Here is a 22,201-nt window from a genome sequence, read left to right on the forward strand (position 1 = left end):
TCGCCCAATATAATTATACATCTATTTATTTTTATTTCACCATATAAATAGATTTTATTTGTATTATAATGGGAGTTTTATCAAAATTGTTGTTCCTATTCCTTCTTTGCTTGTAACACTAAGCACACCGCCATGAAGCTCTACCATTTTTTTAACGATAGCTAAACCAATACCTGCACCTGCAGCATGATTATTAATTTGGTAAAATGATTGCTCAATATATGGTAAATGTTCTTTAGCAATTCCAATCCCTTCGTCTCTTACCTTAATCACTGCTTGTCCTTCTATTTTAGTCGCTTCAATGTGTATTGTGCTTTTTTTATGTGAATACTTAATTGCATTTTGAACAATATTCAAGAAAACTTGCTTTAACCTATTTCGATCTCCCATCAATTCAATTCGGTCTATAGTAGTAATAAATTGAATTTCCTTCTCTTCCGATTTAGGAGTTAATTGCCAAATCGTCTCCTCTAGTATATCGTACAACTGCACCTTTTGTTTATATAAATTAAAATGATTTGATTGTAATCTTGAAAAATCTAGCAATTCTTCTACTAAATGAATCAATCTATCTGTCTCACCTGAAATAATGCCCATACCTTGCTTTATTTCTTCTTCTGTTAAATGATCTACTGTTTTTAACGTCTCACTCCAACCTTTAATTCCTGTTAAAGGCGTTCGTATTTCGTGCGAAATAGAAGCAATGAATTCATTTTTCATCTGCTCAGCCTTATCTATTTTATAAGCCATATAATTTAAACTATGTGCCAATTCACCTAATTCTCCAGGATAATCTTCTTTAATTTTTTGCTTTAATGTGCCTTCTGCAATTTGTGAAGAGGCTTGAATAATGGATTCAATTGGCTCAACAAATGAATTTGCCAAACGTCTACTAATTAAGAAGGCGACTCCCGAAATAACAATACCTACAGAAATAGTAAACGTAATAATTTCAATAATCTTTTTATTTACATTTGTTAAAACAGTCGTATATTTTAAAACACCAATAGTTTGTCCTTGATGTATAAGTGGGCTTAGCACCTCTAGTTGTTTTTTATTACCTTTCGTAGTAACTTGATTATACATTTCACCTTCTAATAATGATTGTGGAATATTCACTTTACCTTTTACCTTTTCACCACTTGAAGATTGTATAACCGAGCCGTGACGATCAATTAACTGTAATTCTGTTCCTTCTAATTGAAAGCTACTAATTATGTCACCACTATATTCTTGTAATCGAATAAAGTATAGTGAATTGTATTCTGAAAAAAAACGTGTACTCGTTTTCGCATGAGACTCTATATATTGCACAATACCATTATAATAGTATCGATAAATTGAGACTGAAAATACAACTTCAAATAATACAAGCATAAGTGTAATGACCGTCATAAAATATAAAGTCACTTTCCGTTTCATCTCATACTTTCCTTCCACACATATCCTTTTCCCCACACCGTAAGAATAAATTCAGGTTCTGATGGATTACATTCTATCTTTTGACGTAACCGTCTCATATTTACATCTACTACTTTCGTCTCACCTACGTAATTGGTTCCCCAAATCATATTTAAAATTTCATCACGCGAAACTGGCTTTGAAGCCTGATTCATTAAATACTGTAATATCATATACTCTGTAGGTGTTAAATCGACTAATTGTCCATCTTTATACAATCTTTCTTCTATAATATTTAACGAAAATGGACCTGACGTAACAATATTCGTTTTTTCTTCATGTACTTCTATTCTTCTTAATAAAGACTGTATACGTGCAGTTAATACTACTGGACTAAACGGTTTTGCAATATAATCATCTGCACCTATTCCTAGTCCTTGCACCTTATCTTCATCTTGTACACGTGCGGTTAACATAATAATACCCATTTTTTTATTTTCTTTCCTGATAGCCTTACAAACTTCTAAACCATCAATCCCCGGTAACATTACATCCAGCAGTGCTATATCAACAGTTTGTTCACTCAAAATCTGTAACGCTTCTTCTCCAGTAGTAGCTTCTATTACATAAAATCCAGCACGTTTTAAATTTAAAACAATAAAGCTACGGATCGTTAATTCATCTTCTAAAACTAAAATTTTTGACATAATTCCCACCTCCTACTCTTGTTGATAATCCGCTAGCGGTTTTATATATGCTTTCACTTTTTCAAATTCCGATTGCTTCGGTACTGCATATACGTGAGAAGCCGTTTTAATTGCTGCGCTGTAGCCTTTTATATTGAACCATTCTTTCCGCTTAAAAATATGAACTTCAAGCCATATTTTATTTGTTCTTGTATCCAAAAACTTTTGAGAATTTGATTCTTTTTGCTGATCTGGTATTGTAATTTTCCCTATTAACTCTTTAGGAATTTTCACATAATACCCTTTTTCTATATCTATATATCGTTCTTCAATTGGTTTAATTCCAGATTCACTCCACTGTATGTAACGTTCAAAAAGCGGGCTATCACCATGTGATTTATCCTCCCAACCTTTTGGACGTACAGTACGAACAAATTCAATAATGCCGTCTTCATTAACATCTTTACTTTCTACAACATATTCATTAAATAAATCTTCTTTCCCACCTATAGGTAATACTTCATAATGATCCTGATCAAATTTTGCTACATAAGTTATACCTGAATGAGCGCCAACTCCTGCATCAATTACTACCGCCTTTAGTGATTTAGATATACGACCCATTTGTATTCTTTGAATACTATTTATAAATGGATCGTATGACACTTCAGATAAAGTCTTAAATTGTTCCATGAACTCAACTGTCAGCTTCTCATCTTTTTCAAATGTAACAAGGCTTATATCTTTCAGTCCATTTTCATTTAGATCCTCTATGAATAACTTCGTATAACTTCGATTATATATTTCCTTCATCTCTTCATTTTCTTCCGAAAAAACATACATAACATGTTCTAACGATTCACGATTTACAGAGATTCCGATTAACAACTCTCTCTTCCCGTTCCCTGTAAAATCACCGACTTCAACGATATCTACATCTCCACCATCAAATTTATGTGTGGACTTTATTCTCCAGCCATTTCCGATTTCTTCATATACGGCTAAATATACGCTATGATCTTCATTCGGCAATTTATAAAATAAGATGGCTTCTTTCTTATTATCTTGTTTAAAATTCATTGACCAAATCATCTGTTTATCTTTGTTAGACATTGGAGTAAGTAAGCGATAATTAACAGGTAAATCTTTATCAATTTGTTCCTTTAATTCATTAATCCATTTTTCATTTGTAGGAGCTTCCATTAGACTTGTTGGAGCTTCAGACATTTTACATCCAGTCAATATAAAGATAATTCCCATCATGCTTAACCATTTCTGCATATGATATCTTTCCTTACCACAAATTTTGAATATGTCCTTTTACTTTTTTACCTATCCATTATACTCATACATATGAGTATAATTTTTCTAAACTAAAAAATCGTTACAGAAAAGTTACAAATACATTCCAAAAAAAAAGATTGGCAAAAGCCAATCTTTTTTTATTATTCGTTTCGGACTGATTTTGGCGTTACACCTAAATGATCATTTAATTTTTTTGAAATATCTTTTACATTTTTTTCATTTGGAATGTAATAATAAATACCACCGATACGTTTATCTGTACCTTCTATTTGCAATTTTTCCATTTCCAAACTAGATCCTGCCATATTTTTTGTAATGGCAAGCATATCGTCAAATGTTAAGTTCGTTTTCATATTTTTATCAACCGCATCTAGTAAAGAGCCCATTTTGCTAATTGATTGAACAGACATCGCTTTTTTGGCAATTGCTTCTATTACAAGTTGCTGTCTCTGTCCACGCATTGCGTCACTATCAATTTTACGCGTTCTTGCAAGTGCAAGTGCTTGTTCTCCATTTAAATGTTGGTAACCTTTTTCTAAATGAATCATACCAGCTTGGTCTTTACTATCTTGTTCAGTGAAAGTAACTGGTACATCAATATCAATACCACCAATTGAATCGACAATTTGTACGAATGATTCAAAGTTAAACTTCACATAATAATCAACAGGGACATTTAAGAATCTTTCCACTGTATCGCGTGTGCTTTCTACGCCACCAAATACGTGAGCATGAGTAATTTTATCTAATTTTTTTCTAGTTGGAATGTAAACACGTGAATCACGTGGAATACTTACTAGCTTAACAGACTTATCATCTTTATTAATTGTTGCTAATAAAAGTGCATCTGTTCGAACTGCTTCGCCATATTGGCTTTTTCTCATTTCACTTCCATCTACACCCATGATTAATATTGAAATATTATCCTTTAAAGGTTCGACTTCTTTATCACGCTTTGATGACTTATCAATTTTTGCATACGCATCATTTACAACAGCTTTTGCTTTATTATATATAAACGAACCATATCCTACTCCTCCAAAAATAAGTAGGAAAAATGGAATTAATATGAACCATTTTATTGACTTTCTTTTAGAACGCTTTTTATTACTTCTCGTATTTTGTTCTAATTCAGAGCTCATACCCATTCGCCTCTCTTTCTCTTTACCAAGTATAATGTAAGTCTATTTATCTTCATATTGAATTTCCTTTCACTAACCTTACAATTTTGTAAGGTTACTACTTAAACCCAATACGTATTCCATTTCACATTATACTCTCGTACTTATTTTTGGCAAGTCACTATTTACCAATTTCAAAAATTTAGCACTTCGCAACATGCGGATTTACAAATTTATTAACTCTTTCTTTTTAAATTAGAATGTCTTTTTCCTAACAAACGATATGAATAAAGAATCCAGCTAATTATAAAATCTCTATGAATACAGTATATTTGACGTTATTATTTCTCAAACGGCGTATACATGCTTTTCTTCCCCTGATTATCAATAAAAGCCGACTTTGCTTTTATTTTCGTTTTTTCTACTTCCATGTCTTCATTTGAGAAGTTCACAATGATTTTAATATTTTTTCCATAAGAAACAGATTGTACTAGCTTATCTTCTGACAAATACGCAAAATTCGTCATCTCTTCTTTTACTGCTTTTTCATGAACTTCATTCCAAACTTTTAGATGCTCTGTAATTTCTTTTTTATGCTTATTCCACTCTACTTCATCTAAATGGTACAACGGAGGAACATTATACAATAATTCAGACAGCATTCGATTTCCAACTTCATCTTTTACCTTTAAACTTCCCCATTCCCAATGGTGCGTTGTAATAACGGAATCATTGTATACTAATTTATATAATGGTACCGAATATACTGGGTTTAAATACACTTGTTTATATTCTTCTTTCAATGGTACTTGTTTTGCATATTTTTCGGGAACATTTTGATTTGGTGACCAATATCCACCGACATAATACGGACTTGTTTTATTTTTCCGCATATCTTCATCGTCCCATTTAATAACAGGTGTTTCAATTCCGTGTGCAAATGCAATCGTACTACTAGCAAAATCATTTCCACCTTCAGAACCAACGACCATACCCTTTTCTTGCGCAATGTAGTCCATTCGTTTTAAACGTGCTTTTAAATCTTGCTCTTGTGTCGTTATATGTTTCGCTGAATAGTCATCGTAAATTTCACCTGTCGCATCACAATCAATAAACCATGAATTATATTTAGGACCATTTTGTAATATATCATTCATGCGTTCCTTTACACTAGGCAGCGATAAAGTCGGGTTTAACTTGCGACCTCTGCCTAAAAAGCCTTGCACCTTTTCTCCGTTTTTCTTCGTTACAGTAGCCTCTTCATATAATGATGGGTCATTAAAGGATGCTGTGTTCCAATTTTTATCACTTTTTTCGTGAATGGAATGATATGAATCATACGGACCAACTAAATACCCCATTTCCTTCGCTTTTGTCACGAAATTAGGTTGCATAAATCCTTGTTCCCAGTTCGGCAGACCAATCCACGCTTTTTCTATTCCTACCTCTTTCATTTCCTTTAGTATGTCCGTTCCATCTGCATTACCCCATTTACTTACCTCTTCAACCGCATCACCAAGTAGCGACTTTAATAAATGCTTATTTAAGCTATACAATTCTGTGTTCGTTAAGTGACCTACACCTTTCTTTAATAGCACACTAGCTTCCTGATCAACGTTTTGAAAAATATCCTCTTTATAAAATTCCTTCATGGATAATACTTCGTTTATATAACGTAAAATAACATTTTTTTGATACTTATCAATGAAATCTTGTTTACTTACTTGATCTAATACATTCAGTTCCCCAGGCTCTGAACTATTCTTTTGAATAAGTTCTTTTATATGACTAAACAGCGGGCTATTTATTTGCTCCCTTAGTTTTGGCCAATTTATATTATTTTCTGATAGACCATTTTGATTCCAAAAATAAAAATGCGCCGCTCCATATAACTTTTCGATTTCTTTATTTTTTCTAGCCTTTTCTTGTAATGTTTTAAATTCACCTTTTCGAACAATATCATCCTTATACAGTTTAGCAATGCTTACCGCATCATTATTTGTCACATATAATTGAAATCCATATGTTTTATTTTTATTTATGCTCGGAAATTCATGTGTAAAATCAAATCCTATTTTCGGATCCGAATGAAACTTCAATTCATTATTAAACATATTGTTTGCAATATATACAATTGAATATTTCGAACCATTTAATGCGAAAAACTTCATAGAAAATGATTCAGCAAATGAATATGCATCATCCTTTAAAAACTTCTTCCAATTCTCATCATTGCTCGGAATTTGCTTACCCTCCCATAACGGAAGTGTATAATTTTCAGCTTCTACTTTCGGCCATGTAAAGCTTTCTGCACCAGTCGATTCCACTTCAATGTTTAAGTGGTCTTTTTTCTTTTCTAATTTTATTTTTACTTTTTGATCTGGATATTCCCACGATGTACGATCCTTTTCTTTTTTTACATTCGATACCTTCATTTTCGGTAGGGGTCGTGATGCCTGTTCCTTTACCCCCTCATGTTCTACAGTTAATGTGAATGTTTCTGGATTTACATCATAAGTAAAATCTTTATACGTCGATTTCTTTATTTTAGACTCTTGTACAGCATTACTACCTTTTACGTCACAACCGACTAAAGTCGAAAATGGCATAGTTGTTAGAAGACATATCGCTATCATTTTTTTCATCCTCTGCACCTCCACCAATGAATATACAGGTGGTTTGTTACAGGAATGTGGCAAAAAATAATAGAGCTAGCATTTTGCTAGCTCTATTTGGAGTATTAAAAGTTGATATGAACAACTATAACTTGCTTAGAAGATATGTAATACAGTAACTGCGTTTTTTTCTCAATAATTATGAAACTAAACAAATCAAAATTTTAACAAGCATTCTTCAACTGAAAAAATAAGTGTATACAATGTATCCTAAAAATAGTACTAAAATGATTATTCCTGTGCCTTTCCAATTCATACCGCCTGCTATATCAACTGGACTACCTGTTTCCGCTCTATTGAGTCCGTCATGTAAAGAACCCGTAGGATTACTTTTTAATTCACTTTGTCTCATACGCTCTCTTTTTTCTTCTGGTGACTCTTTATTCATTTAATCACCTCCAAAATGAATGCACTCTTTACTTACATTATTCAAAATCAACATTTGTTTTATATTTTTTTCCGAAAAAAACCTAATTTAAAATAGGTTTGCAACGTAAAGAAAGCTAGCCATGCCAGCTTTCTTTACGATCCAATATGCTCTTCCTTATTTACAATAATACCTTTATGGTCGATTTCAAGCTCACATACTTTCATATCTGTAAATACTCTCGCTAATTGCTCAGCGATTTCTTGACGTTTCTCATATGGCGTTAATATAAAAATAGATGGTCCCGCACCGCTAAGTGCTGTACCGTACGCACCAAATTCTTTTGCGCATTTACGAATAGATGGTAATAACGGTACGAGTTCTAAACGATATGGTTCGTGAAAATGGTCTCTCTCCATCATTTCACCTACAACTTCCCACCGCTTTTGACATAATGCAGCTACTAATACGTTACTTATCGCACTAGCTTTAACTGCCTCATGAAACGGAAACATCTTTGGTAATACAGATCGACTTTCATCTGTATTTAATTCTGCATTCGGAATGAGAGAAATTACACCCAATTCCTTGCTCTCAATTCTTACGACGGAAACATCCTTTCCATCAAGTGCTCCAATTACAGTTCCACCTAATATAGAAGCAGCAACATTATCAGGATGTCCTTCAAAATTTGTAGCAATTTGAACTTTTTGATCAGCAGTTAAGTTCAAATTGCCTAGTTGATTCGCAAGCTCTATCCCAGCTACAATCGCTGATGCACTACTTCCTAGCCCTCTCGTTAATGGGATATTACTAGTAACTTCTATTATATGGGGTGATATAGAAGGACATACATTACATGCCGTGCTAACGATTAAATTTTTATCGTCTGCTGGAATTGATTCTTCAAAGGAATGGATTACTTGCCATTTATCAGCTTTTTCTTTAACCACCACATCTAAATACAATGACAAAGCTATTCCAACTGAATCAAATCCAGGACCAACATTCGCCGTACTAGCAGGGACACGAACGCTAAATGGTATCACGACATAATCACCCCTTTAATATGATCTTTAATTTGTTCTATATCATTTGACACACTTGCGATGTCTAGTTGATTTGAAGAAATAGCGATATCAGGATCCTTCAAACCATTTCCAGTTAATACTGCAACAACTGTTTCTCCCTTTTTGATTTTTCCAGATTCAACATGTTTAATTACGCCGGCTAATGAAGCATTTGATCCTGGTTCAGCGAAAACTCCTTCAGTTTTTGCTAATAACCTATACGCATGTAAAATTTCTTCATCTGATACCATATCTATTTCACCACGAGACTGCTCGGCAGCCTCTACTGCATATGACCAACTTGCTGGGTTACCGATGCGAATCGCTGTTGCAATTGTTTCAGGTTCTTCAATTACATGCCCTTTTACAATTGCCGCTGCTCCTTCCGCTTCAAAACCATGGATTCTTGGCTTCTTATAACCTTTTTCTTTCTCATATTCACAGAAACCTTTCCAATATGCTGTAATATTTCCTGCGTTCCCAACAGGGATAGCTAGAACATCTGGTGCATTTTGCAATTGGTCACAAATTTCAAATGCTGCCGTTTTTTGCCCTTCAATTCGATAAGGATTCACTGAATTTACTAACGTAATCGGCTCTTCTGCAGCAATATTTCTTACAGCCTTAAGTGCATCATCGAAATTCCCTTCTATTGAAATAATTTCAGCTCCATAAGCGACCGCTTGCGCTAATTTTCCATGTGCAATCTTTCCTTCTGGTATTACGATAATGCATTTCATCCCAAGACGTGCCGCATATGCTGCAGCTGATGCTGATGTATTACCTGTTGATGCACAAATGATTGCTTCTGAACCTTCTTCTTTCGCCTTAGCAACTGCCATGACCATACCACGATCTTTAAAAGAACCTGTCGGATTCGCTCCTTCGTACTTACCATATAGCTGAATCCCTAATTGTTTTGATATATTTAATAATGGAATAAGTGGTGTGTTTCCTTCCATTAAGCTGACATCAGGTGTATTTTCATTCACCGGTAAATAAGACGCATATTGTTTTAATAGTCCTTTATACATATTGTTTTTCCTCCTCAATAATGTAGTAACTGTTTATTTCACTTGCGACAGCTTCTATCGCTTCTAAAACTCGTTCAAATTGATACTTGGAAGTTCGATGTGTCACAACAACGACTTCTGCCAGTTCACGGTTTAAAGGTAATTGAATAACCTCTTTTAAACTTACAGAATAATTAACGAAACATTCTGTTATTTTTTGTAACATCCCAGGCTCATCTTGTAATGAAATGCGTAAGAAATATTTCGAAACTACTTCTTCATCACCTTGTAATTCATAAGGAACTGGTTCTTTTAACGCACTTTTATTTTTCGGAACTTGATTCATATTTTTAACGATTGAAATAATATCACTTACTACAGCAGAACCAGTCGGTAACTTCCCAGCTCCGGGTCCATAAAACATCACTTCTCCTACCGCTTGGCCATGGACATACACCGCATTAAATTCATTATTCACATTTGATAATGGATGCTGGCTCGGTAAAAGCGTCGGTTCTACACTTAAATGAATGGCTGGTCCTTGTTTTTCAGCTTTACCAATTAACTTCATAGTAAATCCTAACTTTTCAGCCATTTGTAAATCTTCTTTTTCGACCTTTCGAATCCCTCTTACTTGCACATCATCTAATGAAACATTCATCGAAAAACCTAAGTTTGCAAGAATTGCTACCTTTCTCGCCGCATCTAGTCCATCTACATCTGCTGTCGGATCCGATTCTGCAAAACCTAATTTTTGCGCTTCCTGTAAAGCCTCTTCATAAGACCACCCATTTTGACTCATTTTTGTTAACATATAATTTGTTGTACCATTTACAATTCCCATTATTTTTTCAATTTGATCTGATGCTAGCCCGTCAGTTAGTCCTCTTAACACTGGAATACCGCCTGCTACGCTCGCTTCATAACATAAATCACAATCATTATCGTTCGCCAGTTGAAGAAGCTCTGCACCGTATACAGCCATTAAATCTTTATTTGCTGTCACGACATGTTTCTTATTTCGTAAAGCCTTAACAATATGCTGCTTCGCTTCTTCAATTCCGCCCATTACCTCTACTACAATATCAATATTCGAATCATTTAGAACTTCATCTGCATGACTTGTTACTGCAATCCCGTCAATACAAACATCGCGTTCTTTTTCCAAATCACGTACAACGACTGTTTTCACTTTCACTTCGTATCCTGTATCAAGAGCGATTTTTTTATAATGTTCTTTCAAAATATGAACAACACCACTTCCGACCGTACCTAAACCTAATACTCCAACATTTATAACGTTATTCATCTTCTAATCTCCTCCTAAAAGTTTAATTGTTACACCTATAAATCACCTTATTCTGCTTTTTTGTCATGCAGGTGGTGGTTATTTCCGTACTTATAAATCGTTTCATGTTACCGCACCTCCCTTCAAAGTAATAAAAAAACACACCCATCCCTAGGAAAGGGACGAATGTGTTTTCGTGGTTCCACCCTTGTTCCAATCTAGACGTATTTCTCCCTAGATTGCTCAAGTTCAGATAACGGCTGATACCGTCAATAATTACTAGATTACTCGTTCACTATTGAAGTTCAAAGGTGGTAAAATCATTTCTCGTGTTAGGAAGCTCACACCCTTGGCTTCCCTCTCTGTAAACCGTAAAAATGATTTCTTGTCCTTATCGTTACTTTTTCGTTCATGTTTATTTGTTAACTCATTATACTCGCATAAAAAACAAAATCAATACTATTTTTAAATTATTTTAAATTTTCAATCTCTAAATCCGTAAAAAAACACACTCATCCCTAGGAAAGGGACGAATGTGTTTTCGTGGTTCCACCCTTGTTCCAATCTAGACGTATTTCTCCCTAGATTGCTCAAGTTCAGATAACGGCTGATACCGTCAATAATTACTAGATTACTCGTTCACTATTGAAGTTCAAAGGTGGTAAAATCATTTCTCGTGTTAGGAAGCTCACACCCTTGGCTTCCCTCTCTGTAAACCGTAAAAATGATTTCTTGTCCTTATCGTTACTTTTTCGTTCATGTCTATTTGTTAATTCATTATAGTTATCAACTTTTTAAAAAGCAAGCCTATTTTTACTAACTATTTTCAAGAATTTTTTTTATTATATTTCACAATATCATTATGCAACCGCCACTCAATTTACCTATTTTGTTATTTCTCCAGTTTATAAATCAACGGTTCATATATAAATTCCCCATTCTAAAAACCGTACATATCCGCTCTACAAAACTATATTAATAAAATTTTTAATACAATCTTTTTGTATAACTTTCTTCTAAAGAACGTGCAACATCTTCTTCTGAAGTATTCACTTTCGCATGCTCCAGCAACATTTTTGCTGCTGATGGTAACTCTTTTTTATTTAACCAAGATTCTGGATCCCACATCTTAGAACGAATAAACGCTTTTGCACAATGAATATAACACTCTTCTATTTCAACAACAATTCCAAGCAACGGATTGCGTCCATTCGCCTGCATTTCTTTCAAAATTTCTTCGTCGTTTGTAATATACGCTCGGCCATTTATTCTGAGTGTCTCCCCAAGACCTGGAATAAAAAAGATTAGTCCTACACGTGGATTTGAAATAATATTCAAAATGGAGTCTATACGACGATTTCCTGGTCTTTCTGGAATGATAATTTTATTATTATTGAGTACGTATACAAATCCAGGTGCATCTCCTCGCGGCGAGGCGTCACACTCCCCCAACTTATTTCCAGTGGATAATACTAGAAAAGGAGATTTAGAAAGAAAATCTACGCAATGGTGGTCTAATGATGAAATGACTTTTTTCAACGCTCGCTCACTTGGTTGCCCCAATATTTTCCGTAACTCTTCCTCTGTTGAAATAATCGATTTTATTTCCGTACGCTCTATCCCCACTTATAACCACTCCTTTTTCTTTATTTTCCCAAAATTCAATACAAATATTGTATAATAAAATTTGAGGAAAGGGGAATTAAAATGACAGAGTGGTTAACAATATTTGATCCTGAAAGAAATACACTTGGGAAGAAATTACGTGATGAAGTGCATCGTGACGGCGATTGGCACGAAACATTTCATTGCTGGTTTGTAGAAAAAGATAATGAAGATATGTTTTTATATTTCCAATTACGCTCTAAAAATAAAAAAGAAGCTCCATGTATATGGGATATTACTTCAGCTGGACATATTATGCATGATGAAGATGTACAAATTGGTGGTCTTCGTGAAATTGAGGAAGAATTAGGGCTTTCCTTTCAAACTAATGATTTAACATACAAGGGAATCTTTAAAATAGATTATGAAATTTCAAATCTTACTGATCGCGAGTTTTGTCATATGTATTTTCACAACGTCATCAATCCACTTCCATTCGCACCAGGTGAAGAAGTAGACGATGTGATGAAAGTACATGCAACTTCTTTTCTACAACTATTAAAAGGAGAGATTTCATCTTTAACGACTATTTCAGTCTTAAACAATACACCGATTACGATAACATTTGAAGATATTTATCCGTATGATCTTGCATACTATGAATTTGTTATAGAGCAAGGAAAAGAATTATTAAAAAATAATAGTTTATAAATAAAATAGGACTCCTAGCATAATATTGCGTAGAGTCCTATTTTTTATTATTGTTCAAGGATTTTTAATCTACTCTCTACTTGTATAAATAAACGAATCATTAATAACAGCATAACCACTATAATCACTATTATTGTATGTGGATATCTAAACAGTATACTAATAACACTTCCAATTAACATCATGATAAATCCGTTTTGCTTCATCACTTCTGCACTATACCTGTTACCCGCATCCCATAATTCCTTATTTTTCATAGATCGTTTCGTACGATAACCATATGCCGCATTAATATCGGTCGGTGGATTTTTTTGAAGAATAATTGCCGCAAGTATAAAAATAATACCAATCAATATGCTTATTCCTATGTTTACTAGTGCATCAATCAATTATATCCCCCCCTAACTTACACTTTCATTATACGACACAACCCTTATTTTTCCAATTTATAACACATTCACTTTCTTTCTTTTGATGTCTGGAACATACTTGGAAGTGTTACAAAACGTGCCCCTTTCGTTTTTAACTGCGGAATGATTTTGTCTAGTGCATCAACAGATCCTTGTAAATGCCCACCTGGAGTAGAATGCTGCAGTATGACACTACCTGGAAATGAATTCCCTAACACATTATTTGTAATCGTATCGGCACTTACACCTTTCCAATCAACTGTATCAACACTCCACTGTACAATCATAAAATTTTGCTCAGTTGCCCAATTCAATTGATTTTCAAGTATTTCACCATACGGTGGACGTATAAATTTAGGGGCATAGCCGGCTAAACGTTTTAATATTTCTTCCGTTTTTATAATTTGATTACGGTACTCAGCGTCATTTACTTTCGCTAAATTCGGATGACTGTACGTATGATTACCAATTACATGCCCTTCATTTGCAATACGCTTTACTACATTCGGAAATTTTTCTGCGTTTTCACCAAGTAAGAAAAAAGTAGCTTTTACATTATGTTGTTTTAACTTATCTAATATTTTTGGCGTGAATTCTGAATCTGGTCCATCATCAAATGTAAGAGCTACTTCCGCTTTATTATACGGTCCTGAAAATGCGTACGCATATTTTTCAACCCATGTAAATGGTGTCCACGATCCACGATCATCTGCTTTCATTTGTACTTCATAGCTTTGAGGGATATATGCGTATGGCAATGCGCTTATATAATCTCCATAATAAAATGAGTTATATGGCATATAAGCATACGAAACATCTCGTTCTAGTCCCCATTGATATGGAGCAAACATTTCTGGCGAATAAAAATAATACATGATAAAAAACCTCCCTAAATTTTCATATGTGATTCATCTGCACTTTGTTAGAGAAATTGTTATTCATAAACAAAAATAAGACTGTCCTTAATTAGGACAGCCTTACTACTTTATATTATTAATAAATTGATGTACTATCTTTTGGCAAAGCTTTCACATGTTTTAAATAGTTCGTCACTTTATCATCATCTTCTTGCGGATATTGATATTCATACGTGTTAGCGATTTCGTTCGCCACTTCCCTAAATAAATCACTCATGACAAAGAATGACTCCCATATGTTTTCATATTCAGCATTAGAAAATGTCCTTTTAAATTGCTCCCACATATCTTCTTCAATATATTGCTCGAAATGCTTTCCAAACTTCCCTGTATTAACTGTAAAGTCTGTTTTCATACCAATATGCCATTCTAGCATTACGATGAACATATCTCGCACTGGTCCTTCAAGCATTCCTTTTGCATAAGAAAGTTCCTCTCTCCATAACCCTTTTGCCACATTTGTACTACACCACCAAAATTCATTACAGCAATCCAAAAACTCTTTTTCTGTAGGCTTTTTTATTAAGTAATCCTTATCGCTTGCTGGCGGGAATCCTTCCATACAATTATCTTTATCAAGAAGCAGTTTACTTAAACTATCTTGTCCAACGAACTTTTTTATTAACTCAACTGGAACTAGCGTTAAATCAATCCGATTCCCATCCATGAACTGCATTAAATATGGAAACTTCCCATCTTCATCTGGTTGAACTAACGACATTTCTTCTGGCATTTGTACTATCATTATTTCTCCAAATCTATGAACCCAATTATGATTAGACGTAAAAGATTGTATATCATTTACAACATACATAATATCATAGTCTTGAAAACAATCTCTTTTCACATTTGGATTTACACGCGATCCATTCATGATAACTGCTCGAATTCTTTCATCCTCTTTTGCTATATTTATAATTACGTCTAACATTTCTTTTTCAGTTCTCATCTATTTATATCCTCCAATTTTTTAATATATAATATAGTGTTATGTATATTGGAGGTCCACGAGCTAATCTCTTTATACACGATACATGTTATAATTTTTGAAACTTCTTTTTCATCCCTTGTTCCTCCTTACATCACTCTTTTACAACTGCCATCCCTTTCAATTTCCCAATGCTTTCTACCATTCACTTTTAATTATACCGAAAATTCTGTCTCGAATACAAAAAATAAAGAAAGGACATCTACCCCTTACAGAATAGATATCCCTTCTTTTAAAGTTAAATTTAATTCCTATGGATTAGTAGACCAAAGCCCAGCAGATTTAATAAATGTACGTTTATTTAATTTCAGCTGCGCTACGATAAATTCTGCAATATCTTCTGCTTGCATTACTTTATCAGGGTTTCCATCAGTTAATCCTAAATCTACAGCCATATCAGTTGCTACTGTACTTGGAGTTAAAGCTGTTACACGAATGTTATGTTTGCGAACTTCCATCGCTAACGATTCTGTTAAGCCAAGGACACCAAATTTAGAAGCACTATATGCACTTGTTACAGGTGCACCTTTTTGTCCTGCTGTAGATGAAATGTTAATGATATCACCAGATTGTTGTTCAATCATGCTCGGTAAAGCTGCACGAGTTGCATAGTATACACCCATTAAGTTTACTTGAATGATTTTTTCCCAATCAGCAACGTCTAGTTCTAAAAACTTACCGAATTTAGAAATACCAGCGTTATTAATTAAAATATCGATAGATCCTAAACCATTTTTTAACGTTTCAATCGCAGTTGTTACTTCTTCATATGAAGAAACATCAGCAGTTGCAATAACAGCTTTTACACCTTCTGCTTCTACTTCTTTTGCTACAGCTTTTAAGTTTTCTTCTGAACGAGCTAATAAGCCTACATTTACGCCTTCTTTCGCTAATGCGATTGCTACAGCGCGACCAATCCCTCTACCTGCTCCTGTAATTAAAGCATTTTTACCTTGTAATAATTCTGCCAAGTATAACACTCCTTAATCATCTCAGTTATGTATTATATTAAAATTGTATCTATGTTTATGTAAAAAGGCAATGATGCACTTTCATGTGCGTAGGTTACTTGTAGGTAACTATAGAAAGTTTTTATTTATAAGTTTCATTTTTTTACCATTATTCATGTAAAATAAAAACAAATCCAGCATAGGGGAGTGTATGAGTATGAAAAGCGAAGGAAAAGCTTTTCAATATAATTGCAGTAACGGTAAATGCATTTTTAAAGAGAAATAGTGTTAGAAGGTTCTCCTTCTAACACTATTTCTCTTCATGATTCGGCATACGCACAATAAATTCAGTACCTTTTCCTTCCTCACTCTCCACTTTTATCTCTCCTTGATGAAGGTCGAGTACTTTCTTTACAATAGCTAAACCTAAGCCACTTCCTCCATAGGCACGATTTCGTGAAGAATCCGCTTTATAAAAACGCTCAAAAATATGTTGTTTCTGTTCTTCTGATATACCAATTCCTGAATCACGGATACGCACTTCCACTACTGTCTCATGTTCCTTTAACTGAATAGTAATCGTACCACCGCTTGGAGTAAATTTAATACTATTATGAATTAAATTAATCCACACTTGACTCATACTTTCTTGGTCAGCAATAACATATACTTTTTCTAAATCTAGTTCTAACTCAATTTCTTTTTCAGCCCAGAGTGGTTCACTATTTAACACAATTTGCTTTAATTGTTGATCTAATCGATAGCTCACTCTTTCTGGTGTATACTCTTCTGATTCTAAAAGAGTTAGCTTTAGTAAATTTTGACTTAGTTTAGATAATCTCGTTGTTTCAGTTTCAATAATGGTAAGATAATGCTTTCTTTTTTCCTCAGAAAGATTATCGTCTTGTAGTGCTCTAGCAAATCCTTTTATAGAAGTTAACGGTGACTGTATTTCATGAGAAACATTCGATACAAACTCTTGTCTCATTTTCTCCATCGTATTCAGTTCATCTGTCATATCATTTATACTTTTTACGAGCACGCCAATTTCACCATCATACTTTTCTTCATTTCTTATTTTTACGGAGAAGTCTCCTTTTGCAATTTTTTGTATCGGTTCAATAATAGTCCAAATCATCGCCTCTCGTTTTGGTCTCATTAATATTCCAATCAATGTCCAAATAAGAATAATAAAGACAAAACCGACCATATCACTAATTAGAAAAGCAACAAACGGCGATACGTTTACGTCAAAAGCATTCAATATACTAGTTGCTACATAAAATGCGATAGACCAAATTATAGTAAGAAAAGAAAAGAGCGCTAATACCGCTCCAAATACTTTCAGCATCTTCAACTTACTCATTCGTTTTCTTTTTCTCATTTACTTACCTCTAAGCGATACCCTAATCCTCTTATTGTTTTAATACTAAATTTCGACTGCTCTTCTTGAAACTTCTCACGTAACCGATTAATATGAACGTCTAGTGTACGTTCATTCCCTTCAAAATCATATCCCCATATTTCTTCAATTAATTGCTCTCTCGAACAAGTTCTTCCCGATTTAGCCCCTAAAGTAAAGAGCAGCTCAAATTCTTTTAACGGTAACGTAACCGTTTGTTCTCCAGATGTAACTTCGAATGTTTTACGATTTAATAATACATTTCCAACTTGAATCGATTGGGAAACTGTAATTTGGTAACGTTTCAATAATGCCTTTACTCTCACTACTAATTCTATAGGGTCAAATGGTTTTACAAGATAATCATCTGTCCCAAGGTGAAATCCTTTTACTTTTTGTGATGTTTCCCCTTTGGCAGTTAGCATCAGAACCGGGATATCATAGTATTTTCTTAATTCAAAACATACATCAAATCCATCCATATTTGGCATCATGATATCAAGAATAACCATATCGACTTTTACGTCATCCATTTTCTGAAGTGCATCTACTCCATCAATTGCCTCATATGTTTGAAAACCTTCTCGTTCTAAAAATACCGAAACGAGTTCTCTAATGTGTGGATCGTCATCTACTATTAAAATTTTAGGTATCAAAGGAACCATTTCCTTTCTACTTAGCATCTAATATATTTTTTAAAAATGAATCATCAGTGGAGTAAACTTCCCGCTGATGATTCATTTTATAATGCACCCTCTTTAATTTTCAATTGTTGCGTTGCAAACTCACGATACATATCATGCGTCTGTAATAATTCATCATGCGTACCACTACCTGTAAGATTCCCTTTTTCAATAAAGACAATTTTATCTGCATCTACAACAGTAGAAAGTCTATGCGCAATCACTAACGTTGTTCTGCCTTTCATTAAGTTATTTAACGCTTTTTGAACGACAGACTCAGATTTACTATCTAAGCTTGAAGTCGCCTCATCTAGCATAAGAATTTGCGGATTTCGAAGCAACGCTCGGGCAATGGCAATTCGCTGTCTTTGTCCCCCAGAAAGCTTCACACCGCGTTCTCCAACTTCTGTTGCATAACCGTTTGGTAAGTCATGAATAAATGCATCAACATATGCCATTGCTGCTACTTTTTCAATTTCTTCATCTGTTACTTCGCCCTCAACGCCGTAACAAATATTATCACGAATCGTTCCATCAATTAACGGACTATCTTGTGATACGTAACCGATTTGACGTCGCCATGACTCTAATGAATAACTCGTAATTAATTCTTTTCCTAATTTAATGGCACCACTAGTTGGCTCATAAAAACGTTCCAGTAATGAGAATAACGTTGTTTTCCCACTACCACTTGGTCCTACAATTGCTGTCACTTTTCCAGATTCAATTGTGAAATCAATATTTTTCAAAACTTGCTCTTCTTCGTTATACTCAAAATGTACATTTTCAAGAACGATCGGTTGCTTAGCATTTGTCACTTTCACACCAGTTTCATGATCTTCTACTTCATATTCTAAAATCGTACTAATTCTTTCCGTTGCACCAATTGCCTTTTGGAATTGTGTAAAGAACATAGATAATTGACTCATTGGCATTACAATTTGAACTAAATACAAAATAAACGCTACAAGTTCACCGGTTGTTAATGCACCGCTAGAAACTCGCATCCCGCCATACCCTACGATAATAACAAGTAGTGCCATTAAAACAAACGACATAACTGGCGAAATTAATGCTTGCACTTTTCCTTCTTTCAAACCAAATTGTAATAACTTTTGTATACCTGTATTACCCGTTTCATATTCTCTCTTTTCTGTATTTGAAGATTTCACTAAACGAATTTCTGATAACACTTGCGTTAACACACTTGTAAAAGATGCAGTTTCATCTTGAAGCGCTTTTGAAATCTTATACATTTTTCGTCCAAGTGGAACTAAAATTAACACAGACAACGGAATAACCGTTAAAAGTAACGCAGTCATTTTCCAATCTAAAACAAATAATACAATTAACGATCCAACAATTGAAATACCACCTGTTAATAAGTTTGACAAATGCTCAGAAATTAACGTTTTCACAACACCTGTATCATTCGTCATACGGCTAATCGTATCACCTGTTCTATTTTGATCGTAATAAGATACCGGCAAGATAAGTACCTTTTTCCACAAACGTTCTCTTAGTCCCGCTACAATCTTCTGCCCAATATAATTTAGTAAATATATAGACAACCCTGCCGCAATAGTTTGCATTACAAAGAAAGCAATTAACCCAACAATTTGTCCTACACTAATTGAAGAAAGCGAAAAATTATCTACTAATCCTTTTGTCAGCATAGGAATAAATAAACTCGCTCCCGTAGAAAGCAAACTCATTAACAACGCAAAAACTAAAATTCCTTTCGGAGGATTTGTATCTTGAATAAGGCGTAAAAACTGCCTCCAACTCCCTTTTTTCTTTATTTCATTTCTAACTTCCATTCCTGTTCATCTCCTCATGTTAAACAAAACTGTTCTTTCTAAAATTAGAATACGATACAAATGTAAACTGAATGTAAACACACTTTTTCTATTTTTACAAAATATACATAAAAACTCATCTTTACAACAGATATAAACATCTGATATTATTACCTGGTACTTAATATTATTCTATGTAAATGATAGATAAATAATTTACAACACGATATAAATCTCCAGTTAGTGAAAGGAGTATCCTTTTTGCAAACAAATATACATTCTAAAAAGGAAACAATTATTTTTATTCATGGATTAGTTGGCAATCGTCGCGCCTTCAAAAAGGAGCAAAAACGTTTTTCTTCCTCCTACAACATTATAACTTATGACTTATTAGGTCACGGTGATGATAAAGGAGAAGCAATCGACTTTTCATTACAGCGCCTCGTAGATCAATTATTAAACTTATATGAGCAAGAAGGTATTAAAAAAGCACATATTTGTGCGCTAAGTTACGGCTGTTACATCTCTACAATTTTTGCACAAATGCATCCAGAAAAAGTATTAAGTATTTGTCATATTGGAGGACATTACAATAACCCTTCTCGTTTATATAATGTATTTCAAAATTTTTGGGAGAAGCGAGGAGATGAATACTCTAAATGGCTCTCTCAATACGCAAATACTATTTTTCCAAGCGGTATATTAAAAGCAAATCCGTTCGCAGTCATTTCAAGAAATATTTACTACCGTTTCGGATTACAATTACATTCATCCATAATTGCCCAGTCATTACGACATCGGTTAGAATTCGATTTAAAATCTAAATTAAAATCACTTCCTCACCCTATACTATGGGTAATGGGAGAGCATGATCATCTCTATAAATCTTGTCTATTTGATTTGAAATCTATTTTGCCTAACGTTCTATATAAGGAAATACCGTTAGCGGGACATGCAGCGAACTTATTTCGTCCTAACTATTTCCATGACTTATATGATCGATTTTTAAATGGAAAGTTAAAATAAAAACTATTAAACTTCCAATTTATTCAACTATAAAAAGGCTTCCCAAGTTTCCTTGGAAAGCCTTTTCTCTATACGAAAAGTATATAAAACTACTTTTTCTTAGTATGCTTTTGTGTAACCTAATAGGTGCTTGCTCCAGTAAGAGTTACTTACAGAACTAATACGTACACCAGTTGCATCTGTTTCTGCACTAATGAACTGACCGTTTCCTAAGTAAACACCCATGTGAGAAGGACCTGATTTATAAGTATTTTGGAAGTATACTAAATCACCTGGTTGTGGATTGCTAGTTTTTGTTTTAGAGCTCCAGTATCCAGCAACTGTTTGACGAGCGCCTTTATGACCAGTTTGATTTAATACGTAGTGAATGAATCCACTGCAGTCAAAACCAGCAGGTGTTGTACCAGCAGTTCTGTATGGTGAACCATTTAAAGATCTAGCGAATCCAGCGATTGAAGATGTATCTCCACCTGTTGTTGGTTTTTGTACGTCTTTACCTGGTTGTTGAACGTTATTTGTAACATTATTGTTATTTGTAACGTTGTTTACTCCGCCTTTTACAAACTTAACGAAGTCTGCACTTACGTAACCTGTGCGGCCGTTATGGTTAATTTTGTACCAACCATTTTCAGCACCAGTAACGTTTAATACTTTACCATTTGTTACTCCACCGATTACAGCGTTGTATGTAGCTGGGCCTGTACGTACTTTTAAAGCACCAGTGTTAACAACATAAGAACCACCAGTTTGAACTGTTGTAGTATTGTTGTTTGTAGTTGGTTGT

Annotated in this window: 20 protein-coding genes, 1 pseudogene and 2 other annotated features; of the genes and pseudogenes, 3 read left to right on the forward strand and 18 right to left on the reverse strand. The window is 34.1% G+C overall.

Annotated elements, in window-relative coordinates:
- Positions 1 to 63: 63 nt before the first annotated feature.
- From MR107_RS05480 to MR107_RS05525, 10 genes are all read right to left on the reverse strand, one after another.
- Positions 64 to 1,422 carry a sensor histidine kinase gene (locus MR107_RS05480; RefSeq protein ID WP_000824536.1) on the reverse strand — a complete coding sequence of 453 codons (1,359 nt, stop codon included), beginning with the start codon at positions 1,420 to 1,422 and terminating at the stop codon, positions 64 to 66.
- Positions 1,419 to 2,108: a response regulator transcription factor gene (locus MR107_RS05485; RefSeq protein WP_000036071.1), complete on the reverse strand. Its 690-nt coding sequence runs from the start codon at positions 2,106 to 2,108 to the stop codon at positions 1,419 to 1,421. Before MR107_RS05485 ends, MR107_RS05480 begins: the two co-directional genes overlap by 4 nt.
- 12 nt (positions 2,109 to 2,120) lie before the next feature.
- Positions 2,121 to 3,368: a hypothetical protein gene (locus tag MR107_RS05490; RefSeq protein WP_001174867.1), complete on the reverse strand. Its 1,248-nt coding sequence runs from the start codon at positions 3,366 to 3,368 to the stop codon at positions 2,121 to 2,123.
- Between the two features lie 164 nt (positions 3,369 to 3,532).
- On the reverse strand, positions 3,533 to 4,534 hold the full coding sequence (locus tag MR107_RS05495; RefSeq protein ID WP_025690273.1) for an LCP family protein: 1,002 nt from the start codon (positions 4,532 to 4,534) through the stop codon (positions 3,533 to 3,535).
- A 320-nt stretch (positions 4,535 to 4,854) separates the two neighbouring features.
- Positions 4,855 to 7,158 carry a glycoside hydrolase gene (locus MR107_RS05500; RefSeq protein WP_000738105.1) on the reverse strand — a complete coding sequence of 768 codons (2,304 nt, stop codon included), beginning with the start codon at positions 7,156 to 7,158 and terminating at the stop codon, positions 4,855 to 4,857.
- A gap of 208 nt (positions 7,159 to 7,366) precedes the next feature.
- On the reverse strand, positions 7,367 to 7,576 hold the full coding sequence (locus MR107_RS05505; protein WP_001031478.1) for a DUF6366 family protein: 210 nt from the start codon (positions 7,574 to 7,576) through the stop codon (positions 7,367 to 7,369).
- Between the two features lie 134 nt (positions 7,577 to 7,710).
- Positions 7,711 to 8,604, reverse strand: coding sequence for a homoserine kinase (gene thrB / locus MR107_RS05510; protein WP_242292117.1), 894 nt, complete (start codon positions 8,602 to 8,604; stop codon positions 7,711 to 7,713).
- Entirely contained in the window at positions 8,601 to 9,659 is a 1,059-nt protein-coding gene (gene thrC / locus MR107_RS05515; protein WP_000276438.1) for a threonine synthase, read from the reverse strand. The genes thrB and thrC overlap by 4 nt, the downstream gene beginning before the upstream one ends.
- Positions 9,652 to 10,947, reverse strand: a complete 1,296-nt coding sequence (locus MR107_RS05520) for a homoserine dehydrogenase (protein WP_001066899.1) — start codon at positions 10,945 to 10,947, stop codon at positions 9,652 to 9,654. The genes thrC and MR107_RS05520 overlap by 8 nt, the downstream gene beginning before the upstream one ends.
- A gap of 154 nt (positions 10,948 to 11,101) precedes the next feature.
- Positions 11,102 to 11,333 (reverse strand) — a binding site (T-box leader).
- Positions 11,334 to 11,448: 115 nt separating this feature from the next.
- Positions 11,449 to 11,680 (reverse strand) — a binding site (T-box leader).
- A gap of 233 nt (positions 11,681 to 11,913) precedes the next feature.
- Positions 11,914 to 12,552: a pyridoxamine 5'-phosphate oxidase family protein gene (locus MR107_RS05525; RefSeq protein ID WP_000510728.1), complete on the reverse strand. Its 639-nt coding sequence runs from the start codon at positions 12,550 to 12,552 to the stop codon at positions 11,914 to 11,916.
- A gap of 81 nt (positions 12,553 to 12,633) precedes the next feature.
- On the opposite strand from MR107_RS05525, the gene MR107_RS05530 reads away from it, so the two are divergent.
- On the forward strand, positions 12,634 to 13,242 hold the full coding sequence (locus MR107_RS05530) for an NUDIX hydrolase (protein WP_000141352.1): 609 nt from the start codon (positions 12,634 to 12,636) through the stop codon (positions 13,240 to 13,242).
- 47 nt (positions 13,243 to 13,289) lie between these two features.
- On the opposite strand, the gene MR107_RS05535 is transcribed toward MR107_RS05530, so the two are convergent.
- The 4 genes from MR107_RS05535 to MR107_RS05550 all read right to left on the reverse strand — a co-directional run bounded on the left by MR107_RS05535 (position 13,290) and on the right by MR107_RS05550 (position 16,528).
- Positions 13,290 to 13,628 (reverse strand): SdpI family protein, encoded by a 339-nt coding sequence (locus tag MR107_RS05535; protein WP_025687792.1) that lies wholly within the window; start codon positions 13,626 to 13,628, stop codon positions 13,290 to 13,292.
- Positions 13,629 to 13,699: 71 nt separating this feature from the next.
- The gene (locus MR107_RS05540; protein WP_000291203.1) at positions 13,700 to 14,527 is read right to left on the reverse strand and encodes a peptidoglycan-N-acetylglucosamine deacetylase; all 828 of its coding nucleotides are present in this window, start codon (positions 14,525 to 14,527) and stop codon (positions 13,700 to 13,702) included.
- Between the two features lie 118 nt (positions 14,528 to 14,645).
- Positions 14,646 to 15,518: an aminoglycoside 6-adenylyltransferase gene (locus MR107_RS05545; protein ID WP_001258540.1), complete on the reverse strand. Its 873-nt coding sequence runs from the start codon at positions 15,516 to 15,518 to the stop codon at positions 14,646 to 14,648.
- Between the two features lie 290 nt (positions 15,519 to 15,808).
- Positions 15,809 to 16,528, reverse strand: coding sequence for a 3-ketoacyl-ACP reductase (locus tag MR107_RS05550; protein WP_000818985.1), 720 nt, complete (start codon positions 16,526 to 16,528; stop codon positions 15,809 to 15,811).
- Between the two features lie 196 nt (positions 16,529 to 16,724).
- Here MR107_RS05550 and MR107_RS31915 point away from each other — a divergent pair.
- A pseudogene (locus tag MR107_RS31915) lies at positions 16,725 to 16,793 on the forward strand (DUF3139 domain-containing protein); the annotation flags it as partial.
- Positions 16,794 to 16,817: 24 nt separating this feature from the next.
- On the opposite strand, the gene hitS reads toward MR107_RS31915, so the two are convergent.
- The 3 genes from hitS to MR107_RS05565 all read right to left on the reverse strand — a co-directional run bounded on the left by hitS (position 16,818) and on the right by MR107_RS05565 (position 20,412).
- The gene (gene hitS / locus MR107_RS05555) at positions 16,818 to 17,891 is read right to left on the reverse strand and encodes an envelope stress sensor histidine kinase HitS (protein WP_001231621.1); all 1,074 of its coding nucleotides are present in this window, start codon (positions 17,889 to 17,891) and stop codon (positions 16,818 to 16,820) included.
- A complete protein-coding gene (hitR, locus tag MR107_RS05560; protein ID WP_000612413.1) occupies positions 17,888 to 18,565 on the reverse strand; it encodes an envelope stress response regulator transcription factor HitR in 678 nt (225 codons plus the stop codon). Before hitR ends, hitS begins: the two co-directional genes overlap by 4 nt.
- Before the next feature lie 86 nt (positions 18,566 to 18,651).
- Positions 18,652 to 20,412 (reverse strand): ABC transporter ATP-binding protein, encoded by a 1,761-nt coding sequence (locus tag MR107_RS05565; RefSeq protein ID WP_134266197.1) that lies wholly within the window; start codon positions 20,410 to 20,412, stop codon positions 18,652 to 18,654.
- Positions 20,413 to 20,652: 240 nt separating this feature from the next.
- Between MR107_RS05565 and MR107_RS05570 the strand changes: the two genes are divergently transcribed.
- A complete protein-coding gene (locus MR107_RS05570; protein WP_001194314.1) occupies positions 20,653 to 21,417 on the forward strand; it encodes an alpha/beta fold hydrolase in 765 nt (254 codons plus the stop codon).
- Positions 21,418 to 21,516: 99 nt separating this feature from the next.
- Here MR107_RS05570 and MR107_RS05575 read toward each other — a convergent pair.
- Positions 21,517 to 22,201: C40 family peptidase (locus MR107_RS05575; protein ID WP_242292118.1), on the reverse strand; the 685-nt coding region annotated here is incomplete at its 5' end.

Source organism: Bacillus cereus group sp. BfR-BA-01441 (assembly GCF_022663075.1).
Lineage (GTDB): Bacteria > Bacillota > Bacilli > Bacillales > Bacillaceae_G > Bacillus_A > Bacillus_A cereus.